At 63.7% G+C, this 15913-nt stretch carries 17 protein-coding genes; 16 read left to right on the forward strand and 1 reads right to left on the reverse strand.

The genetic code is table 11. From position 1 onward, the window contains the following. Positions 1-161 precede the first annotated feature (161 nt). Together ACF8R3_RS08845 and ACF8R3_RS08850 are read left to right on the forward strand one after the other, a co-directional pair. Entirely contained in the window at positions 162-707 is a 546-nt protein-coding gene (locus ACF8R3_RS08845; RefSeq protein ID WP_392515484.1) for an exonuclease domain-containing protein, read from the forward strand. 90 nt (positions 708-797) lie between these two features. Continuing rightward, complete coding sequence (locus ACF8R3_RS08850; protein ID WP_058604821.1) at positions 798-1082, forward strand: pyrimidine/purine nucleoside phosphorylase; 285 nt, start codon at positions 798-800, stop codon at positions 1080-1082. Positions 1083-1154: 72 nt separating this feature from the next. Here the strand turns inward: ACF8R3_RS08850 and ACF8R3_RS08855 are convergent, their stop codons facing one another. After that, entirely contained in the window at positions 1155-1850 is a 696-nt protein-coding gene (locus ACF8R3_RS08855; protein ID WP_392515486.1) for an alpha/beta fold hydrolase, read from the reverse strand. A 49-nt stretch (positions 1851-1899) separates the two neighbouring features. On the opposite strand from ACF8R3_RS08855, the gene ccoN (ACF8R3_RS08860) reads away from it, so the two are divergent. From ccoN (ACF8R3_RS08860) to hemN, 14 genes are all read left to right on the forward strand, one after another. Then, entirely contained in the window at positions 1900-3324 is a 1425-nt protein-coding gene (gene ccoN, locus ACF8R3_RS08860; protein ID WP_058604819.1) for a cytochrome-c oxidase, cbb3-type subunit I, read from the forward strand. A gap of 13 nt (positions 3325-3337) precedes the next feature. Further along, on the forward strand, positions 3338-3946 hold the full coding sequence (ccoO, locus tag ACF8R3_RS08865) for a cytochrome-c oxidase, cbb3-type subunit II (RefSeq protein WP_058604818.1): 609 nt from the start codon (positions 3338-3340) through the stop codon (positions 3944-3946). 5 nt (positions 3947-3951) lie between these two features. Further along, the gene (locus ACF8R3_RS08870; protein ID WP_144967027.1) at positions 3952-4155 is read left to right on the forward strand and encodes a cbb3-type cytochrome c oxidase subunit 3; all 204 of its coding nucleotides are present in this window, start codon (positions 3952-3954) and stop codon (positions 4153-4155) included. Continuing rightward, complete coding sequence (gene ccoP, locus ACF8R3_RS08875) at positions 4152-5093, forward strand: cytochrome-c oxidase, cbb3-type subunit III (protein WP_058638570.1); 942 nt, start codon at positions 4152-4154, stop codon at positions 5091-5093. The genes ACF8R3_RS08870 and ccoP (ACF8R3_RS08875) overlap by 4 nt, the downstream gene beginning before the upstream one ends. Before the next feature lie 369 nt (positions 5094-5462). Then, positions 5463-6905, forward strand: coding sequence for a cytochrome-c oxidase, cbb3-type subunit I (gene ccoN / locus ACF8R3_RS08880; protein WP_058638569.1), 1443 nt, complete (start codon positions 5463-5465; stop codon positions 6903-6905). After that, a complete protein-coding gene (ccoO, locus tag ACF8R3_RS08885) occupies positions 6905-7513 on the forward strand; it encodes a cytochrome-c oxidase, cbb3-type subunit II (protein ID WP_023535925.1) in 609 nt (202 codons plus the stop codon). The genes ccoN (ACF8R3_RS08880) and ccoO (ACF8R3_RS08885) overlap by 1 nt, the downstream gene beginning before the upstream one ends. A gap of 5 nt (positions 7514-7518) precedes the next feature. Then, complete coding sequence (locus ACF8R3_RS08890) at positions 7519-7716, forward strand: CcoQ/FixQ family Cbb3-type cytochrome c oxidase assembly chaperone (RefSeq protein WP_058604841.1); 198 nt, start codon at positions 7519-7521, stop codon at positions 7714-7716. Further along, positions 7713-8693 carry a cytochrome-c oxidase, cbb3-type subunit III gene (ccoP, locus tag ACF8R3_RS08895; RefSeq protein WP_078478851.1) on the forward strand — a complete coding sequence of 327 codons (981 nt, stop codon included), beginning with the start codon at positions 7713-7715 and terminating at the stop codon, positions 8691-8693. Before ACF8R3_RS08890 ends, ccoP (ACF8R3_RS08895) begins: the two co-directional genes overlap by 4 nt. A gap of 314 nt (positions 8694-9007) precedes the next feature. Continuing rightward, positions 9008-10423, forward strand: a complete 1416-nt coding sequence (ccoG, locus tag ACF8R3_RS08900) for a cytochrome c oxidase accessory protein CcoG (RefSeq protein WP_058638576.1) — start codon at positions 9008-9010, stop codon at positions 10421-10423. A gap of 14 nt (positions 10424-10437) precedes the next feature. After that, on the forward strand, positions 10438-10962 hold the full coding sequence (locus ACF8R3_RS08905; protein WP_058604812.1) for a FixH family protein: 525 nt from the start codon (positions 10438-10440) through the stop codon (positions 10960-10962). A 37-nt stretch (positions 10963-10999) separates the two neighbouring features. Then, positions 11000-13471 carry a heavy metal translocating P-type ATPase gene (locus tag ACF8R3_RS08910; protein ID WP_392515489.1) on the forward strand — a complete coding sequence of 824 codons (2472 nt, stop codon included), beginning with the start codon at positions 11000-11002 and terminating at the stop codon, positions 13469-13471. Next, the gene (gene ccoS / locus ACF8R3_RS08915; protein ID WP_058604810.1) at positions 13453-13665 is read left to right on the forward strand and encodes a cbb3-type cytochrome oxidase assembly protein CcoS; all 213 of its coding nucleotides are present in this window, start codon (positions 13453-13455) and stop codon (positions 13663-13665) included. The genes ACF8R3_RS08910 and ccoS overlap by 19 nt, the downstream gene beginning before the upstream one ends. Continuing rightward, on the forward strand, positions 13658-14341 hold the full coding sequence (locus tag ACF8R3_RS08920; RefSeq protein ID WP_392515491.1) for a sulfite exporter TauE/SafE family protein: 684 nt from the start codon (positions 13658-13660) through the stop codon (positions 14339-14341). The genes ccoS and ACF8R3_RS08920 overlap by 8 nt, the downstream gene beginning before the upstream one ends. A gap of 175 nt (positions 14342-14516) precedes the next feature. Then, a complete protein-coding gene (gene hemN, locus ACF8R3_RS08925) occupies positions 14517-15899 on the forward strand; it encodes an oxygen-independent coproporphyrinogen III oxidase (RefSeq protein ID WP_058604808.1) in 1383 nt (460 codons plus the stop codon). Positions 15900-15913: the final 14 nt, after the last annotated feature.

The following is a 15913-nucleotide window of genomic DNA, read 5'->3' on the forward strand; positions in this document are numbered from 1 at the left end:
TCATCACATGCAAGAACGGAATCCGCTTACGCTAGGCGCTTTCCGGACCCGGCACAACCGCCGGGCCGCGCTCTTTATGCCAAAGCAGGCGGCAAAATGCCAGGGGTGTCGGGTGGCAGAACTTTGGCTACGCTCAAGCAAGATTTGGAAGGGAGCCTGACATGGGCCACTGGTTGGTGATCGACCTGGAAGCGACGACAGACGACGGCGGATGGCCGGTCGCAGACATGGAAGTGATTGAAATCGGCGCGAGCCTGGTGACTGGCGAAGGCCGCGAGGTCGACCATTTTCAGCGTTTCGTGCGGCCACGCAGGCGGCCTCAGCTGACGCCGTTCTGCCGCGAGCTGACCCACATCAGCCAGGCGAACGTGGACTCGGCCGCCCCCTTTACCGAGGTCTGGCCCAGTTTCGAACGGTGGCTGGCGCACCATCATGCGCAGTTGCAGGCCTGGGTGAGCTGGGGCGACTACGACCGTGTGCAATTGCTCCAGGAATGGCGGCAATATGGCCTGGACAGCGCCCTGCGGGCTCTGCCGCACATCAACCTCAAGCAGCGTTTTGCCAAGGCCCGTCACCTGCAGCGTCCCACCGGGCTCAACAGTGCCCTGCACATGGCCGGCATGCACTTTTGCGGCCAGCAGCACCGGGCCTTGGAAGACGCGCGCAACACTGCGCGCCTGCTGCCGTTGAGCCTGCCTAACGGTTGACGGGCGGCGCCTTTCAAAGCGGATGACGGCGCCAGTGGCCTTGGGCATACTGGCCAGCCTTTTTGCCCTCTTCTGTTACTGGAGTCGCCCATGTTCAAGGTCAACGAGTACTTCAACGGCACCGTCAAGTCGATCGCTTTCACTGGCGAAGAAGGCCCGGCCACCGTCGGTGTGATGGCCCCTGGTGAATACGAGTTCGGCACGGCCAAGCGTGAAATCATGCACGTGGTCTCGGGCGCGCTGATCGTGAAGCTGCCAGGCAGCGACGCCTGGGAAACCTTCGCTGCTGGTACCCAGTTCAACGTGCCGGCCGACAGCAAGTTCCAGCTGCAAGTCAAGGTCGAAACGGCCTACCTCTGCGAGTACCGCGACTAAGCCTGCCGCAGGCCGAGTACCTTCACTCGGCCGCATCCCTTGATGAACCACGGATCCGCCCACCGTGCATCGTCATTGCCCATTCAGAAAGCGCGCCACCTTGTCGGCCGCTGCCTGCAGGTGCTGTTCATGACTGAACCCGGAAGCCTTCAGGGGCTTTAGGTCATGATCGCCCGTCGCCAACCACTGCACCTCGATCGCAGGTGACAAGGTGTACCGCTCGACCGCCTCCCGATTGCCCAAGGCATCGCGCTCACCCTGTACGACCAAGGTCGGGGTCTGCAACCCGGCCAGGTGTTCGACCCGTGGCTTTTCCGGCTTGCCTGCTGCATAGAACGGATAGCCCAGGCACACCAGTGCATCGACTCCCAGCTCGTCGGCCACCAGGCTGGCCATGCGCCCGCCCATCGACTTGCCGCCGATCGCCAACTTGCCCGCGACCAATGGTCGCACCTGTTGGTACACCTCGCGCCAGCACTGCAGCAAGGCAGGCTGCGGATTGGGTGGTCTTTTACTGCCGCCTTGCCGACGCTGGGCCATGTACGGGAACTCGAAGCGCACCACGGCTACGCCACGGGACGCGAGCCTTTGCGCCATTTGCTCCATGAACCCGCTGTCCATCGGCGCTCCGGCGCCATGGGCCAGGATCAGGCAGGTCCGATACGGCTCACCGTACACCTCGTGTTCAGGTGTGCAGCGCAAGCCTGGGACATTTCCGACCTTGGCCCATTGATCCCCGTCAATGCAGGCATTTTGCCCATTACTCATGCTTGCCTCGCTCTATAGCCTGCCAATAACCGTGGATGGGAACCCATACATGAACACAACCAGCAGTACCGCCTATAACTACAAGGTGGTCCGCCAATTCGCCATCATGACGGTGGTGTGGGGAATCGTCGGGATGGGGCTCGGCGTCTTCATCGCCGCCCAGCTTGCCTGGCCTTTCCTGAACCTCGATCTCCCCTGGACCAGCTTCGGCCGCCTGCGCCCACTGCATACCAATGCGGTGATTTTCGCGTTTGGCGGCTGTGCGCTGTTCGCCACCTCCTATTATTCGGTGCAACGCACCTGCCAGACCACCCTGTTCGCGCCACGCCTGGCCGCGTTCACCTTCTGGGGCTGGCAACTGGTGATTCTGCTGGCTGCCATCAGCCTGCCGCTGGGTTACACCAGCTCCAAGGAATACGCCGAACTGGAATGGCCGATCGATATCCTGATCACCATCGTGTGGGTGGCGTATGCCGTGGTGTTCTTCGGCACCCTGATGAAACGCAACACCAAGCACATCTATGTGGGCAACTGGTTCTTCGGCGGTTTCATCCTGACCGTGGCGATGCTGCACATCGTCAACAACCTGGAGCTGCCTGTCAGCCTGACCAAGTCCTACTCGGTCTACGCCGGGGCCACCGATGCCATGGTGCAGTGGTGGTACGGCCACAACGCCGTGGGCTTCTTCCTGACCGCAGGCTTCCTGGGCATGATGTACTACTACGTGCCCAAACAAGCCGAACGCCCGGTGTACTCCTATCGCCTGTCGATCGTGCACTTCTGGGCGCTGATCACCCTGTACATCTGGGCAGGCCCTCACCACCTGCACTACACCGCCCTGCCTGATTGGGCTCAATCGCTGGGCATGGTGATGTCGCTGGTGCTGCTGGCTCCAAGCTGGGGCGGCATGATCAACGGCATGATGACCCTGTCCGGCGCCTGGCACAAACTGCGCAGCGACCCCATTCTGCGCTTCCTGGTGGTCTCCCTGGCCTTCTACGGCATGTCCACCTTCGAAGGCCCGATGATGGCCATCAAGACTGTCAACGCCTTGTCCCACTATACCGACTGGACCATCGGCCACGTGCATGCCGGCGCCCTGGGCTGGGTAGCGATGATTTCCATCGGCGCCCTGTACCACACCATCCCCAAGGTCTTCGGCAAAGAGCGCATGTACAGCATCGGGCTGATCAACGCGCACTTCTGGCTGGCCACCATCGGCACCGTGCTCTACATCGCTTCGATGTGGGTCAACGGCATCGCCCAGGGCCTGATGTGGCGCGCTGTCAACAGCGACGGCACGCTCACCTACTCGTTCGTCGAAACCCTGGTGGCCAGCCATCCAGGCTTCGTCGTGCGCTTCGTCGGTGGCGCGATCTTCCTCAGCGGCATGTTCCTGATGGCCTGGAACACCTGGCGCACGGTGCGTTCGCCAGCGCTGGATACCGTCCCTGCGAACGCCCAGCTGGCTTGAGGAGACCTGCCTGATGAAACATGAAGTCATCGAGAAAAACGTCGGCCTGCTGGCCTTGCTGATGGTCTTCGCCGTCAGCATCGGCGGCCTTACCCAGATCGTCCCATTGTTCTTCCAGGACGTAGCCAATACGCCGGTCGAGGGCATGAAGCCCTACACCGCGCTGCAACTCGAAGGCCGTGACATCTACATTCGCGAAGGCTGCGTGGGCTGCCACTCGCAGATGATCCGCCCGTTCCGCGCCGAGACCGAGCGCTACGGTCATTATTCGGTTGCCGGTGAAAGCGTATGGGACCACCCGTTCCTGTGGGGCTCCAAGCGCACCGGGCCAGACCTGGCGCGGGTCGGCGGGCGCTATTCGGACGACTGGCACCGGGCGCACCTGTACAACCCGCGCAACGTGGTACCGGAGTCGAAGATGCCATCGTATCCGTGGCTGGTGGCCGACCAGGTCGACAACAGCCACACCGACACCAAGATGCGCGTGCTGCGCACCCTGGGCGTGCCCTACACCGACGAAGACATTGCCGGCGCGCGCGAGGCGGTCAAGAACAAGACCGAGATGGACGCCCTGGTTGCCTACCTGCAGGTGCTGGGCACCTCGATCAAGAACAAGAGGTGAATGCGATGGAAATGGACATCGGCATGATCCGCGGCCTGGGCACCCTGGTGGTGTTGATCGCCTTCATCGGCTTGAGCCTGTGGGTATTCAACCGGCGCCGCGACCGGGACTTCGCCGAAGCGCGCCTGCTGCCCTTCGACGACGACCGCCTGCCTTCTGTCGAGCAGGCACCTGAAACCCGTGCAGCTGCGAGGAGCAAAGCACAATGACCGCCTTCTGGAGTACCTACATCAGCGTACTGACCATCGGCAGCCTGATCGGCCTGACCTGGCTGTTGCTCGGCACCCGCAAGGGCCAGAGCAACAGCACGACCGACCAGACCATGGGGCACAGCTTCGATGGCATCGAGGAATACGACAATCCGCTGCCCAAGTGGTGGTTCTGGTTGTTCGTCGGCACCCTGGTCTTCAGCGCAGGCTACCTTGTGCTGTATCCGGGCCTTGGCAACTGGAAAGGCATCCTGCCGGGCTACGAGGATGGCTGGACCGGTGTTAACGAATGGCAGAAGGAGATGGACAAGGCTGACGCCAAATTCGGCCCGATCTTCGCCAAGTACGCCGCCATGCCCGTGGAAGAAGTGGCCAAGGATCCGCAGGCATTGAAGATGGGCAGCCGCCTGTTCGCCTCCAACTGCTCGGTTTGCCACGGGTCCGATGCCAAGGGCGCCTATGGCTTTCCCAACCTGACCGACAACGACTGGCGCTGGGGCGGTGAGCCTGAAACGATCAAGGCGTCGATCATGAACGGCCGTCACGGCGTGATGCCGGCCTGGGCCGAGGTGATCGGTGAACAGGGCGTATCGGATGTGGCAGCGTTCGTGCTGACCAACCTCGATGGGCGCAAGCTTCCCGAAGGCGTCAAGGCCGACCCGGTCAAGGGCAAGGAGCTGTTCGCGAGCAACTGCGTGGCCTGCCACGGACCTGAGGGCAAGGGCACCCCTGCCATGGGTGCGCCGGACCTGACCCACCCGCAGGCCTTCATCTATGGATCGAGCTTCGCCCAGCTGCAACAGACCATTCGTTATGGTCGCCAGGGCCAGATGCCTGCGCAAGCCGAGATCCAGGGCAATGACAAGGTGCACCTGCTGGCGGCCTACGTCTACAGCCTCTCGCAGGGCGATGCAGCCCAAGGCGTAACGGTCAAGTAACGCACTCTTCGTCTTCCAGCCCCGCCCTACAGCGCCGCTTTAGCGGCGCTTTTCATTTGTGCGCCTCTAGCACCTCAGCCGGTTTGCGACACCCCACTTCACTCAAGACACGCCCTCCCGGTGCCCTGTCGCCAACTTTCCGGTCGCCCGAAAAAAGCCTGACCGTTCGATCAGAAAAAACCGAGAAACGGTACACATTACAAATATTTATTTGTGTACAATCCATGGCATCCCCCGTTCACTGCGTGCCATTGTCGAACAGGGCTGGACACGGGTCGGCGTACCAAAGTTGCGTTGCGGTAACCCAGGGGGTTTCCGATACTGATGCCGATTTCGACCAACAAGAACATAAAACCGTGGAACCTTAGAATGAGCACTGCAATCAGTTCGACTGCTTATAACTACAAGGTCGTCCGCCAGTTCGCCATCATGACGGTGGTGTGGGGGATCATCGGCATGGGCCTGGGCGTCTTCATCGCCTCGCAGCTCGTGTGGCCGCAGCTCAACCTGGACTTGCCCTGGACCAGCTTCGGCCGCCTGCGCCCGCTGCACACCAACCTGGTGATCTTCGCCTTCGGCGGTTGTGCATTGTTCGGCACCAGCTACTACGTGGTGCAGCGCACCTGCCAGGCCAGGCTGATCTCCGATCGCCTGGCGGCCTTCACCTTCTGGGGTTGGCAGGCCGTGATCGCCGGGGCCTTGGTCACGCTGCCCATGGGCTACACCACCACCAAGGAATACGCCGAACTGGAATGGCCGCTGGCGATCCTGCTGACCGTTGTCTGGGTGGCCTACGGCGCGGTGTTCTTCGGCACCATCGTCAGGCGCAAGACCAAGCACATCTATGTCGGCAACTGGTTCTATGGGGCGTTCATCGTGGTCACCGCGATGCTGCACATCGTCAACCACATCTCGTTGCCGGTCAGCCTGTTCAAGTCGTATTCGGCCTATTCGGGCGCGACCGATGCCATGATCCAGTGGTGGTACGGCCACAATGCCGTCGGCTTCTTCCTGACCACGGGCTTTCTGGGCATGATGTACTACTTCGTACCCAAGCAGGCCGAGCGGCCGATCTATTCGTACCGCCTGTCCATCGTGCATTTCTGGGCGCTGATCACCCTGTACATCTGGGCAGGCCCGCACCACTTGCACTACACCGCCCTGCCGGACTGGGCGCAGTCGCTGGGCATGGTGATGTCGATCATCCTGCTGGCCCCAAGCTGGGGCGGCATGATCAACGGCATGATGACCCTCTCCGGAGCCTGGCACAAACTGCGCACCGACCCGATCCTGCGCTTTCTGGTGGTGTCACTGGCCTTCTACGGCATGTCCACCTTCGAAGGCCCGATGATGGCCATCAAGACCGTGAACTCGCTGTCGCACTACACCGACTGGACCATCGGCCATGTGCATGCCGGGGCCTTGGGCTGGGTCGCGATGATCTCCATCGGCGCCGTGTACCACATGATCCCGCGCCTGTACGGGCGTGAGCAGATGCACAGCATCGGCCTGATCAATGCTCACTTCTGGCTGGCGACCATCGGCACCGTGTTGTACATCGCCTCGATGTGGGTCAATGGCATTACCCAGGGGCTGATGTGGCGCGCCATCAACGACGACGGCACCCTCACCTACTCGTTCGTCGAAGCCCTGCAGGCCAGCCATCCGGGCTACATCGTTCGCGCGCTGGGCGGCGCGTTCTTCGCCAGCGGCATGCTGCTGATGGCCTACAACGTGTGGCGCACCGTGCGCGCGGCCAACCCGATTCAGGCTGAAGAAGCCGCCAAGATCGCTGTCGTGGGAGCGCACTGATGAAGCACGAAGCCGTAGAGAAGAACATCGGCCTGCTGGCCTTCTTCATGGTGATCGCCGTCAGCATTGGCGGGCTCACCCAGATCGTCCCCTTGTTCTTCCAGGACGTGACCAACCAGCCGGTCGAAGGCATGAAGCCGCGCACCGCACTGGAGCTCGAAGGCCGGGACATCTACATCCGCGAAGGGTGCGTGGGTTGTCATTCACAGATGATCCGCCCGTTCCGGGCAGAAACCGAGCGCTACGGCCATTACTCGGTCGCCGGCGAAAGCGTCTGGGACCACCCGTTCCTGTGGGGCTCGAAGCGCACCGGCCCGGACTTGGCCCGGGTCGGTGGGCGCTACTCCGATGACTGGCACCGCGCCCACCTGTACAACCCGCGCAACGTGGTGCCGGAGTCGAAGATGCCGGCCTACCCGTGGCTGGTGGAAAACACCCTCGATGGCAAGGACACGGCGCGCAAGCTCCAGGTGCTGCGCACGCTCGGGGTGCCCTACACCGATGCCGACATCGCCGGCGCCCGGGATGCGGTCAAGGGCAAGACCGAAATGGACGCCCTGGTGGCGTACCTGCAAGGCCTTGGCACCCTCATCAAGAGCAAACGGTGACGGCGATGGATATTGGAATGATTCGCGGCCTGGGCACCGTGGTGGTGCTGGTGGCCTTCATCGGCCTGGCCCTGTGGGTGTTCAGCCCGAGACGGAAGAAAGATTTCGACGAAGCGACCCAACTCCCCTTTGCCGATGACCCCCAGGCCCGCCAACACGTCGAGCACGCACAAGAAAAGGCATCCAGGAGCAAGAAACCATGACAACGTTCTGGAGTGTGTACGTCACCGTTCTGACCCTGGGCACCATCTTCGCCCTGACCTGGCTGCTGCTGTCCACCCGCAAGGGCCAGCGCGAGGAAACCACCAGCGAGACCGTAGGCCATGCGTTCGACGGCATCGAGGAGTACGACAACCCGCTGCCCAAGTGGTGGTTCTGGCTGTTCGTCGGCACTATCTTCTTCGCCCTGGGCTACCTGGCCTTGTACCCGGGCCTGGGCAACTGGAAAGGCATCCTGCCCGGCTATGCGTACCTGGATAACGACAAGCAGGCCGAGTTCTCGGACGGTCAGGCCGGCTGGAGCGGTGTGCACGAATGGGAGAAGGAAATGGCCAAGGCCGACGCCCGGTTCGGGCCGATCTTCGCCAAGTTCGCAGCCATGCCCATCGAAGAGGTGGCCAAGGACCCGCAGGCCCTGAAGATGGGCGGTCGCCTGTTCGCCTCCAACTGCTCGGTCTGCCACGGCTCCGATGCCAAGGGTGCCTATGGTTTTCCCAATCTGACCGACAATGACTGGCGCTGGGGCGGCGAGCCGGAAACCATCAAGGCCTCGATCATGAACGGGCGCCACGGGGTCATGCCGGCGTGGGCCGAGGTGCTGGGCGAACAGGGCGTGGCCGATGTGGCCGCCTTCGTGCTCACCAACATGGACGGTCGCCGCCTGCCGGAGGGCATCAATGCCGACCCAGCCAAGGGCAAGGCGATCTTCGCCAGCAGCTGCGTGGCCTGCCACGGGCCGGAGGGCAAGGGCACCCCGGCCATGGGCGCACCGAACCTGACGCACCCGCAGGCGTTCATCTACGGGTCGAGCTTTGCCCAGTTGCAGCAGACCATCCGCTACGGCCGCCAGGGGCAGATGCCGGCGCAGGCGCAGTTGCAGGGCAACGACCGGGTGCATCTGCTGGCCGCTTACGTGTACAGCCTGTCGCACACGCCAGAGGCAGGCGATAAAAGCGAGTGAGGGGATTTTGGATGGGCAGCTGGCAGCCAGGCGAGGCGTGAACTCAGCAACCGGGTTCGTGACCCGGTTGCGCTGACCCTCTGCGCAACCGGATTGTTCAACAGGTGGGCAACAAATGCGTCACCGCCTGACCTGGATCAATTGACACTTCCCATATCACGTTTCACAAGATCAACCCAATGCGGCCAAAGGTCGCACCTCGGTCTGAACGTCTGCCAGGGGCGTATCATGGCCGCGCAGCGCTAGCAGATTGCGCGAGACTGCGGCCGGCATGTACTGGCCGCGGCATTTCTCCACTGCCGTGGGACATGATGATGAGCAAGCATATTCCGGTACATGATGTAACCCCGCCTGCCAGCACAGGAAAGGATTCCGTTGACCTCTACGCCTCGCGCGAAAAAATCTACACCCGTGCCTTCACCGGCCTGTTCAGACGCCTGCGCATGGTGGGTGGTGCGGTCTTGTTCTTGCTGTACTTCGGTACCGTCTGGCTGAACTGGGGCGGGCATCAGGCGGTGTGGTGGAACCTGCCGGAACGCAAGTTCTACATTTTCGGCGCAACCATCTGGCCCCAGGACTTCATCCTGCTGTCGGGCATTCTGATCGTGGCGGCCTTCGGCCTGTTCTTCATCACCGTGTTCGCAGGCCGGGTCTGGTGCGGCTATACCTGCCCGCAGAGCGTGTGGACGTGGATCTACATGTGGTGCGAGAAGGTCACCGAAGGTGATCGCAACCAGCGAATGAAGCTGGACAAAGCGCCCATGAGCGCCAACAAGTTCGCCCGCAAGTTCGCCAAGCACAGCCTGTGGCTGCTGATCGGCTTCGTCACCGGCATGACCTTCGTCGGCTATTTCGCCCCCATCCGCGAACTGGTGGTCGAGTTCTTCACGGGCCAGGCAGACGGCTGGGCCTACTTCTGGGTCGGTTTCTTCACCCTGGCCACCTATGGCAACGCCGGCTGGCTGCGTGAGCAGGTGTGCGTGTACATGTGCCCCTATGCGCGCTTTCAGAGCGTGATGTTCGACAAGGACACGCTGATCGTGTCCTACGACCCGCGCCGTGGCGAGACCCGCGGGCCGCGCAAAAAAGACGTGGACTACAAGGCCAAGGGCCTGGGCGATTGCGTCGACTGCACCCTGTGCGTGCAGGTATGCCCCACGGGCATCGACATCCGCGATGGCCTGCAGATCGAGTGCATCGGCTGCGCCGCGTGCATCGACGCCTGCGACAGCATCATGGACAAGATGCACTACCCCAAAGGGCTGATCAGCTATACCACCGAGCACAACCTGTCCGGGCAGAAGACCCACCTGCTGCGCCCTCGCCTGATCGGCTATGCCGTGGTGCTGCTGGTCATGATCATCGCCCTGGCCAGCGCCTTTGCCACCCGTTCGCTGGTAGGCCTGGACGTGAGCAAGGACCGCGTCCTGTACCGGGAGAATGCGCAGGGGCGCATCGAAAACGTGTATAGCCTCAAGGTCATGAACAAGGACCAGCGCGACCACGTCTACGTGCTCGATGCCACCGGCCTGCCCGACTTGATGCTTGATGGCTTACGGGAAATCCGCGTGGCCGCTGGCGACATCGTCAGCCTGCCCGTGCAACTGTCGGTGGCCCCGGAAAAACTGCCCTCGACCACCAACGAAATCACCTTCATCCTCAAGAGCGCCGATGACAGCGACGCCCAGGTTGAAGCCAAGAGCCGTTTCATCGGCCCGCAGATTCGCTAAGAAGGATGAACACCATGCCTGCCACCGCCGCCAGCCCCTGGTACAAGCACCTCTGGCCCTGGATCATCATCGGCATCCTGACCACCTCGGTGTGCCTGAGCCTGACCATGGTCAGCATCGCCGTGCGCAACCCGGACAACCTGGTGAACGACAACTACTACGAGGCCGGCAAGGGCATCAACCGCTCCCTGGACAGGGAGCTGCTGGCCCAGCAACTGGCGCTCAAGGCCAGCGTTCACCTGGACGACCTGACCGGTGAAGTAGACGTGCGCCTGACCGGCAGCAGCGACCCGCAGAAGCTTGAGCTGAACCTCATCTCCCCCACCCAACCGGCCATGGACCGCCGGGTGCTGCTCAGCCGTGTCGAACAGGGGCGCTATGTCGGCCAGCTGGAAGACAAGGTCGATGGCCGCCGCTTCGTCGAGCTGCTGGGCAGCGAAGGCGATCAGGTGTGGCGCCTGTTCGAAGAAGAGAAGGTTGAGCATGGCGTGACCCTAGAGCTGGGTGACGAGGCGCTGCAAGGCGCTCAACACCTGTGATCGTGCTCGCGGTCGACCTGTGCAAGGCAATGATGCGATGACCCAACCCAGCCCCTGCTACCACTGCGCTCTGCCCGTCCCCGCCGGTCGCGCGTTCACCGCCGTGGTTCTCGGGCAGCCCCGGGCCTTCTGCTGCCCCGGCTGCCAGGCGGTGGCCGAGTCGATCGTGGCGGGGGGCCTTGAGCACTACTACCAGCACCGCAGCGACAACAGCGCCAACCCGCAAGCCCTGCCTCGGCAGTTGCAAGACGAGTTGGCGCTATACGACCGCAGCGATGTGCAGCAGCGATTCGTGCGGCACGAGGGCGAGCTGGCCGAAGCCACGCTGTTGGTCGAAGGCGTCAGTTGCGCGGCCTGCGGCTGGCTGATCGACAAGCACCTGCGCAACCTGCCGGGGGTGGCCGAAGCGCGCCTGAACCTGTCCAATCATCGGCTGCTGCTGAGCTGGGACGATCGGCAATTGCCGCTGTCGCAGGTGCTGGCGGCGCTGCGCCGGATTGGCTACGCCGCCCACCCCTATCAGCCGGACCAGGCGGCCGAGCAATTGAGCCGGGAAAACCGCAGCGCGTTGCGCAGGCTGGGGGTGGCCGGGTTGCTGTGGTTCCAGGCGATGATGGCAACCATGGCCACGTGGCCGGAATTCAACATGGACCTGTCCGCCGAGCTGCACACCATCCTGCGCTGGGTGGCCTTGTTCCTCACCATTCCCATCGTTTTCTACAGCTGCGCGCCCTTTTTCAAGGGCGCGGCGCGTGATCTGCGCACCCGCCACCTGACCATGGACCTGTCCGTCTCGCTGGCTATTGCCCTGGCGTTCGGTGCCGGGATCTGGACGGCGGTGACCGGCAGCGGCGAGCTGTATTTCGACACGGTCGGCATGTTCGCCCTGTTTCTCCTGACCGGGCGCTACCTGGAACGGCGCGCCCGCGAACGTACGGCCGCCGCGACGGCGCAGCTGGTCAACCTGTTGCCGGCATCCTGCCTGCGTGTCGACGCACAGGGCCGCAGCGAGCGCATCCTGCTCAGTGAACTGCGCTGCGGGGACAGCGTGCAGGTGTTGCCAGGGTCGGTGATCCCGGCTGACGGGCGCATCGTGCAAGGGCGCTCGAGTGTCGATGAATCGCTGCTGACCGGCGAATACCTGCCTCAACCTCGCCAGGTGGGTGATCAGGTCACAGGTGGCACGCTGAACGTGGAAAGTGCCCTGCATGTGCAGGTGCAAGCCCTGGGCCAGGATTCGCGGTTGTCCGCCATCGTGCGCTTGCTGGAACGCGCCCAGACCGAAAAGCCGCGCCTGGCCCAGATCGCCGACCGCGCCTCCCAGGTGTTCCTGTTGTGTTCACTGCTGGCGGCCGTCGCGATTGGCGTGTGGTGGTGGCAAGTGGAGCCGCAGCGGGCGTTCTGGATCGTCCTGGCCATGCTGGTCGCGACCTGCCCCTGCGCGCTGTCGCTGGCCACCCCGACCGCGCTGACGGCGGCGACAGGCACGTTGCACAAGCTGGGCCTGCTGGTCACACGCGGTCATGTGCTGGAGGGCCTGAACCAGATCGACACGGTGATTTTCGACAAGACTGGCACGTTGACCGAGGGGCGCCTGACCTTGCGCAGCATCAGGCCGCTGGGCCGTGCAACGGCCGACACCTGCCTGGCCTGGGCCGCAGCCCTGGAAAACCGCTCCGAGCATCCCATCGCACGGGCCTTCGGTCAGGTGGCCACGCCGGCCGATGGTGTGCTGGCCGTGCCCGGTCTGGGCCTTGAGGGCGAGGTTGGAGGCCAACGCCTGCGCATAGGCCAGGCGAGCTTCGTCTGCGCTTTGAGCGGCACACCGCCGCCGGCGATACCCGAGCCACGGGGGCAGTGGCTGCTGCTGGGCGACCGCCGCGGCCCGCTGGCCTGGTTCGGGCTGGACGATCGCCTGCGCGAGGATGCCCCTGCCCTGCTCGCCGCCTGCAAGGCGTTTGGCTGGCGTACGGTGCTGTTGTCCGGAGACAGCTCGCCGATGGTCGGCGAGGTGGCCGCGCAACTGGGCATCGACGAGGCCGCCGGAGGCCTCAGGCCCGATGACAAGCTGGCGCGGCTCAAGGCCCTGCAACAGGCCGGGCACAAGGTGCTGATGCTGGGAGACGGGGTTAATGACGTGCCGGTGCTGGCAGCGGCAGACATCAGCATCGCCATGGGCAGTGCCACTGACCTGGCCAAGACCTGCGCCGACGCGGTGCTGCTTTCCAACCGGCTCCAGGCGCTGGTGCAGACGGTCTCGCTGGCGCGGCGCACTCGGCGCATCATCATCGAGAACCTGCTGTGGGCCAGCCTGTACAATGGCCTCATGCTGCCGTTCGCGGCCCTTGGCTGGATCACCCCGGTGTGGGCAGCGGTCGGCATGTCGGTCAGTTCACTGGTGGTGGTGCTCAATGCCCTGCGCCTGACCCGTATGCCTGCTGTTGCGCCTGCCCTGGCCGCGTCAGCACCTACCCCTGCGAGGAACCTGCCATGCCCGCCCTCTATGTGATGATCCCCGCAGCGCTGCTGCTGGTCGGCGTGGCCGTCTACATCTTCTTCTGGGCGGTGGACAGCGGTCAGTACGACGACCTCGAAAGCCCCGCTCACAGCATCCTCTTCGACGATCAGGATCCCCGTCACCAGGCCGCCGTCACGCCCGACCAAACGCCTGATTCCCATCCCGAGCCCCCGACGCGTGGCTGACCTGCTGCCCTTGCTGGGCTCGGCGCTGGTTCTCGGCCTGCTCGGAGGGGGTCACTGCCTGGGCATGTGCGGCGGCCTGATGGGCGCCCTGACCCTGGCCATTCCCCCAGCCCAGCGCGGCCGTCGCCTGCGGCTGCTGGTGGCTTACAACGTCGGGCGTGTGCTGAGCTATACCGTCGCGGGCCTGATGCTCGGTGTGGCGGGCTGGGCGGTGGCCAACAGCCCTGCAGTGCTGGTTTTGCGCACCATGGCCGCCTTGCTGCTGATCGCCATGGGCCTGTACCTGGCCGGTTGGTGGAGCGGACTGACCCGCATCGAGGCCATGGGTCGCGGGCTGTGGCGGCACATCCAGCCGGTGGCGTCGCGCCTGCTTCCGGTTTCTAGCCTGCCTCGTGCATTGCTGCTGGGTGCCTTTTGGGGGTGGCTGCCGTGCGGGTTGGTGTACAGCACCTTGTTGTGGGCTGCGAGCCAGGGGAACGCCTTGCACAGCGCAGCCCTGATGGCGGCATTCGGGCTGGGGACCTGGCCCGTGCTGCTGGTCACCGGGATGGCGGCCGGGCGGGTAAACAGGGTGTTGAGACGGCGCAGCGTGCGGGTGGCCGGTGGCATGCTCGTGGTGCTATTCGGTCTGTGGACACTGCCTGGGCCTCATCAACACTGGCTGATGGGCCACTGAAGCGCCAGGTGGCGCAGCACATGGCTTATGGCCACTAACCAGCCGTGACGACCGCGCATCGCCTGAGCTAGACGCACCGCCCTCAGGCCGTTTAGCGCTTGATACAAATCAACACAGATTCCTACAGACATCCCTAGACTCCGGAACATTGCTGCTCTTTCCGGGGACCGCCCTCATGCTCGACGACCTACGTTGGGACACCGACCTGATCCGCCGCTACGATCTGGCCGGCCCACGCTACACCTCCTACCCAACCGCCGTGCAACTGCACAGCGAAGTGGGCTCGTTCGACCTGCTGCACGCCCTGCGCGAAAGCCGGCGGGCCGTGCGCCCGTTGTCGCTGTACGTGCATGTGCCGTTCTGCGCCAACATCTGCTACTACTGCGCATGCAACAAGGTCATCACCAAGGACCGGGCACGCGCTGCCCCCTACCTGCAACGCCTGGAACAGGAGATCCAGCTGGTGGCTTGCCACATGGACAGCAGGCAACGTGTGGAGCAGCTGCACTTTGGCGGCGGCACCCCAACCTTCCTGAGCCACGTAGAGCTGCGTCAGCTGATGGCCACGCTGCGCCAGCACTTCAGCCTGCTCGATGACGATTCCGGCGACTATGGCATCGAAATCGACCCGCGCGAGGCGGACTGGTCGACCATGGGCCTGCTGCGTGAGCTGGGCTTCAATCGCGTCAGCCTCGGCGTGCAGGACCTGGACCCGGCCGTGCAACGCGCCGTCAACCGCCTGCAGAGCCTGGAGCAGACGCGGACCTTGATCGAGGCGGCTCGCACCCTGCAGTTCCGCTCGGTGAACCTGGACCTGATCTACGGACTGCCGCGCCAGACGCCCGAAGGGTTCGCCCGCACCGTTGAGGAAGTGATCCGCCTGCAGCCCGATCGCCTGTCGGTCTTCAACTACGCCCACCTGCCTGAACGGTTCATGCCGCAACGGCGCATCGAAGCCGGGGAGCTGCCCAGTGCAGCGGCCAAGCTGGACATGCTGCACGCCACCATCGAGCAACTGACCGCTGCCGGCTACCGCTACATCGGCATGGACCACTTCGCCCTGCCCGATGACGAACTGGCCGTCGCCCAGGAGGAAGGCACGCTCCAGCGTAACTTCCAGGGCTACACCACCCATGGGCACTGCGACCTGATCGGCCTGGGCGTGTCGGCGATCAGCCAGATCGGCGATTTGTACTGCCAGAACAGCAGCGACCTGGCCACCTACCAGGACAGCCTGTCCAACGCCCAGCTCGCCACCCAGCGTGGCCTGCTGTGCACCCCCGACGACCGCCTGCGCCGGGCGGTCATCCAGCAGCTGATCTGCCACTTCGAGCTGGACTTCGAGCCGATCGAACAAGCATTCGCCGTCGATTTTCGTGGCTATTTCAACGACCTGTGGCCGGAGCTTCTGACCTTGCAGCGCGACGGCCTGATTCGCCTGGACGACAAGGGCATTCGGATCCTGCCGGCTGGGCGACTGCTGGCCCGCGCGGTGTGCATGGTCTTCGATGCCTACCTGGCCATGCACAATCGCCAACGGTTCTCCCGTGTGATCTGAGCGAGACATTTGGC

This window comes from Pseudomonas sp. FYR_7, assembly GCF_043106155.1.
Classification (GTDB): Bacteria; Pseudomonadota; Gammaproteobacteria; order Pseudomonadales; family Pseudomonadaceae; genus Aquipseudomonas; species Aquipseudomonas parafulva_B.

Excerpts from the sequence above, each read along its gene's own strand:
- ccoO (WP_058604818.1), top strand. The coding sequence starts at position 3,338 with ATGAAACATGAAGTCATCGAGAAAAACGTCGGCCTGCTGGCCTTGCTG.
- ACF8R3_RS08850 (WP_058604821.1), top strand. The coding sequence starts at position 798 with ATGTTCAAGGTCAACGAGTACTTCAACGGCACCGTCAAGTCGATCGCT.
- ccoP (WP_058638570.1), top strand. The coding sequence starts at position 4,152 with ATGACCGCCTTCTGGAGTACCTACATCAGCGTACTGACCATCGGCAGC.
- ACF8R3_RS08855 (WP_392515486.1), bottom strand. The coding sequence starts at position 1,850 with ATGAGTAATGGGCAAAATGCCTGCATTGACGGGGATCAATGGGCCAAG.
- ccoO (WP_023535925.1), top strand. The coding sequence starts at position 6,905 with ATGAAGCACGAAGCCGTAGAGAAGAACATCGGCCTGCTGGCCTTCTTC.
- ccoN (WP_058604819.1), top strand. The coding sequence starts at position 1,900 with ATGAACACAACCAGCAGTACCGCCTATAACTACAAGGTGGTCCGCCAA.
- ccoS (WP_058604810.1), top strand. The coding sequence starts at position 13,453 with ATGCCCGCCCTCTATGTGATGATCCCCGCAGCGCTGCTGCTGGTCGGC.
- ccoP (WP_078478851.1), top strand. The coding sequence starts at position 7,713 with ATGACAACGTTCTGGAGTGTGTACGTCACCGTTCTGACCCTGGGCACC.
- ACF8R3_RS08845 (WP_392515484.1), top strand. The coding sequence starts at position 162 with ATGGGCCACTGGTTGGTGATCGACCTGGAAGCGACGACAGACGACGGC.
- ACF8R3_RS08890 (WP_058604841.1), top strand. The coding sequence starts at position 7,519 with ATGGATATTGGAATGATTCGCGGCCTGGGCACCGTGGTGGTGCTGGTG.
- ACF8R3_RS08910 (WP_392515489.1), top strand. The coding sequence starts at position 11,000 with ATGACCCAACCCAGCCCCTGCTACCACTGCGCTCTGCCCGTCCCCGCC.
- ACF8R3_RS08905 (WP_058604812.1), top strand. The coding sequence starts at position 10,438 with ATGCCTGCCACCGCCGCCAGCCCCTGGTACAAGCACCTCTGGCCCTGG.
- ccoG (WP_058638576.1), top strand. The coding sequence starts at position 9,008 with ATGAGCAAGCATATTCCGGTACATGATGTAACCCCGCCTGCCAGCACA.
- hemN (WP_058604808.1), top strand. The coding sequence starts at position 14,517 with ATGCTCGACGACCTACGTTGGGACACCGACCTGATCCGCCGCTACGAT.
- ACF8R3_RS08870 (WP_144967027.1), top strand. The coding sequence starts at position 3,952 with ATGGAAATGGACATCGGCATGATCCGCGGCCTGGGCACCCTGGTGGTG.
- ccoN (WP_058638569.1), top strand. The coding sequence starts at position 5,463 with ATGAGCACTGCAATCAGTTCGACTGCTTATAACTACAAGGTCGTCCGC.